A 3,712-nucleotide genomic window follows, 5' to 3' on the forward strand; every position below is an offset into this window, starting at 1 on the left:
TATAGAAACTATTGGAATATTCGCCATAATTTACCAAGAGAAACAGCAGGATATTTACCAGCGTTTTTAGCTAACATGTATATTTTTGAATATGCTGAGCAACATGGTTTTAAAAGGTATAAACCAGAATTAGCTTATTTTGAAACCGATACTGTTAGAGTAAAACATATGATAACCCTCGATCATGTTTCAGAAGCAACGGGAACGCCAATTGAAGAACTTCAGTTTTTAAACCCATCTTATAAGCTAGATATTATCCCTTATATTAAAGGCGAAAACTACGCATTGAGATTACCTCGTGATGTTGTTGGTACGTTTGTAAATAATGAAGATAAAATTTATGCGTTTGCCAAAACAGAATTTGATACGCGCGAAAAACCCATACCACAATTTTCGAATGCTGAATCTAAAACCAAGTACAGAGTAAAATCTGGTGATTATTTAGGTAAAATATCTAGGTTGTATGGTGTTAGAGTAAGTGATATAAAAAAGTGGAATGGCTTAAGAAGCAATGACTTGAAAATTGGACAAAATTTAACTATTTACCCGCGAAAGCCTAATGTAAACGCTACCTCTTCTGCAAAAACGGTAGTAAAACCAAAACCCCTTTCTGGGAAAGTAATTAACTATACCGTTATAAACGGGGACTCATTATGGAGTATTTCTCAAAAATTTCCTGGAGTTTCTGTTCAAAATATTAAAGATTGGAACGGTATTAGTGGTAGTAAATTAAAACCAGGAATGATACTTAAAATTTCAAAGGGTTAAATTCTTTAAACTTAAAAAATAGTATGCGATATTTTCTTTTTTCAGTACTTACGTTAACACTTTTAATGTCTTGTGGCGATAAAAAGCCAAATCAAAAATTTCTTCCTGATGCTTCTGGTGCTATTAACAATGTTTCAGTTGTGGCAGAAAATGATTTTTGGGACGGACGTGTTGGTGAAGCGATTAGAAATGTTTTGGCCAAACCTATTTATGGGTTACCTCAAGACGAACCAATGTTTACAATTAGTCAAATTCCACCAGCTGTTTTTTCTGGTTTTGTAACTAAAAATAGAACCGTTTTAAAGATTGAAACCAATAAAGCTGCAGGTATAACAATTTCTGAGGATGTTTATGCTAGACCTCAAAAAGTTATTGTTGTTTCAGGGAAAACTAAAGAAGAAATTATTGATGTTCTTAATGCTAATGAGGCTAAAATTATAGATACATTTAGAAATTCTGAATTAACTGAAAGGCAACGTCAAATGTCAAAATCGCTTCATAGCTTTTCAACCATAAAAGACAAATTAGGTTTAACAATTCGGTTTCCTTCCATTTATGAAATGGCTAAAGAATCAGATAATTTTTTCTGGTTTAGAAAAGATATTACAACAGGACATTCGCATATTATGATTTATGAATTGCCTTTTGATGCTATAAAAATAAATGATAGCACGGTAACTCAAATAATTAAGATTAGAGATTCTATTGGTAAGAAATATTTTAAAGGACGATTAGACGGAAACTTAAATTCAAAAGGTGAAACATTAAGTTCCTTTATGATAACAGAGAGTGCCTATGCACCTTTTCTTGAAGAAACAATTATAGATAATAAACCTGCATTAGCAACTAAAGGCCTCTGGGAATTAACTAATGATTTTATGGGTGGGCCATTTATAAATTATATGATTGAAGATAAAGTAAATAAAAGATGGATAGGCGTTGAAGGCTTTATTTTTGCACCATCGGTTGAAAAGCGAAATTATATGCTAGAGCTTGAATCTATTATAAATTCCGTGAAAATAGATTAATATAATACTACTGCTAGGCTCTAAAGAAGTAAAATTCGAAAAAGTAGAAAAGCTAAAAACAAAAAAAACCAGCTCATTGAGCTGGTTTTTTACTTTAGACAAATTAAAATTTATCCCTTTTTATCTTCAGTAGATTCTTCTTCTTTACTAGCGTCTTTAAATTCTTTAATTCCGCTACCTAAACCACGCATTAATTCTGGTATTTTTTTACCTCCAAATAAAAGTAATACAACCACAACAATTAATGCTATTTGCCAAGGTCCTATTGCTAAGGGTAACATGTATAAGTTCATAATAATCATTTTATAGTACAAAGTTAATAATTAAAGTTTAATAAAAGCGTTTTACACACAACTTTAGCATTAGTAGAACCATTACTTGTAATAAAATTATTTATTTTTGTTTTTGCATGGAGGATAAAAAAAAGAAACCCAAAAAGATAAAACGTAGGTTGCTAGATAAGTATCGGTTAATGATACTTAACGAAAATACTTTTGAGGAAAGGCTGTCATTTAAATTGACCCGATTAAATGTGTTTGTATTCACATCACTATTGGCAATTTTTTTAATTACACTTACGTATTTGTTAATTGCTTTTACACCCTTGCGCGAATATATTCCAGGATATTCATCAACGGCATTAAAAAAGAAGGCAACTGAGTTAAGTTATAAAACAGATTCATTACAGCGTGTCATTCATATGAACGACCGTTTGTATGAATCTATAAAAAATGTATTAACTGGGGAGGTAAATGCTGTAGATTTTAATAAAGATTCTATCATTCAAGCAGTAAAATTAGAAGCTAGCGAGGTCGATTTAAACCCCATTCAAGAAGACTCTCTGCTTCGTGAAAAAGTAGATAAAGAGGATAAGTATAACCTTTTTGAATCGGCAACATCAGCCACAAATTTCGTTTTGTTTCCACCGGTAAGTGGGACTATTAGCGAACCTTATAATGCAAAAGAAAAACATTATGCCATTGATATTGTAGTGGCCAAAGATACACCTATAAAATCTGTAGCCGATGGTATTGTGATTTTTTCAGAATGGACATCAAGTACAGGGTATGTTATAATTATTGAGCATAGTTACGGGCTAATTTCAATTTACAAGCACAATGCCTCATTAACAAAAGCACAAGGTGATTTAGTAAAAGCAGGTGAAGTTATTGCAACAGCGGGAAACACCGGTGAATTATCAACGGGGCCACATTTACACTTCGAACTTTGGAATGATGGCTATCCAATTAACCCAACAAATTTTATAGATTTTAAATGAAAATAGAACGCGGTAATGCATTCATTTTTGCGACTATTTTTATAATGGTTTTTGTTTTTTCTTCTTGTAAGTACGAAAAACAAAATACATTTCATGACGATATAATTTATCAATACCTTTTAAATAAAACAGAATTATTTAATAGCGATAGTATTGATTTTTTTAAAATCACTTACAAATCCGATGGTTTAAAAATTGGAGGTTTTATAGCAAAACCCATTCAAAAAAAACCGTCTAAACTTCCAGCAATAATTTTTTGCAGAGGAGGAAATCAAAGTTATGGAATGCTTGATGCATTTCAGCTTAAAATGATTAATAATCTAAGTTTAAAAGGTTTTGTGGTTTTAGCATCTCAATTAAGAGGAAATATTGCTAGTGAAGGTGTTGATGAATTTGGTGGTAATGATTTAAACGATATTTTAAAACTTATTGATATTACAAAAAATTTAGATTTTGTAGATGACAAAAACATTCATATTTTAGGATATTCTAGAGGCGGGATGAATGCATATCAAATTTCAAAACTAACAGATAATATTAATTCTGTTGCTGCTGTGGGCGCACCTACAAATAAATTCGAATCTATTAAATTTAGAGAAAATATGTATCATAATGTTTACAAACCTTTGTTTGGTGA

Annotated in this window: 5 protein-coding genes; 4 read left to right on the plus strand and 1 reads right to left on the minus strand. The window is 31.1% G+C overall.

The genetic code is table 11. The features are described from left to right. Both WBN21_RS05415 and WBN21_RS05420 read left to right on the plus strand, forming a co-directional pair. The coding region (locus WBN21_RS05415) for a LysM peptidoglycan-binding domain-containing protein (protein WP_424198263.1) at window positions 1-768 on the plus strand (768 nt) is incomplete at its 5' end. Between the two features lie 23 nt (window positions 769-791). After that, the gene (locus WBN21_RS05420; protein ID WP_424198264.1) at window positions 792-1,796 is read left to right on the plus strand and encodes a DUF4837 family protein; all 1,005 of its coding nucleotides are present in this window, start codon (window positions 792-794) and stop codon (window positions 1,794-1,796) included. Window positions 1,797-1,906: 110 nt separating this feature from the next. Here WBN21_RS05420 and tatA read toward each other — a convergent pair whose 3' ends face one another. Continuing rightward, entirely contained in the window at window positions 1,907-2,089 is a 183-nt protein-coding gene (gene tatA / locus WBN21_RS05425; RefSeq protein WP_424198265.1) for a twin-arginine translocase TatA/TatE family subunit, read from the minus strand. Window positions 2,090-2,205: 116 nt separating this feature from the next. On the opposite strand from tatA, the gene WBN21_RS05430 reads away from it, so the two are divergent. Beyond that, window positions 2,206-3,075 (plus strand): M23 family metallopeptidase, encoded by an 870-nt coding sequence (locus tag WBN21_RS05430; RefSeq protein ID WP_424198266.1) that lies wholly within the window; start codon window positions 2,206-2,208, stop codon window positions 3,073-3,075. Continuing rightward, window positions 3,072-3,712: alpha/beta hydrolase family protein (locus WBN21_RS05435; protein WP_424198267.1), on the plus strand; the 641-nt coding region annotated here is incomplete at its 3' end. The genes WBN21_RS05430 and WBN21_RS05435, both read left to right, overlap by 4 nt.

The organism is Algibacter sp. (assembly GCF_049667265.1).
Classification (GTDB): Bacteria; Bacteroidota; Bacteroidia; order Flavobacteriales; family Flavobacteriaceae; genus Algibacter_B.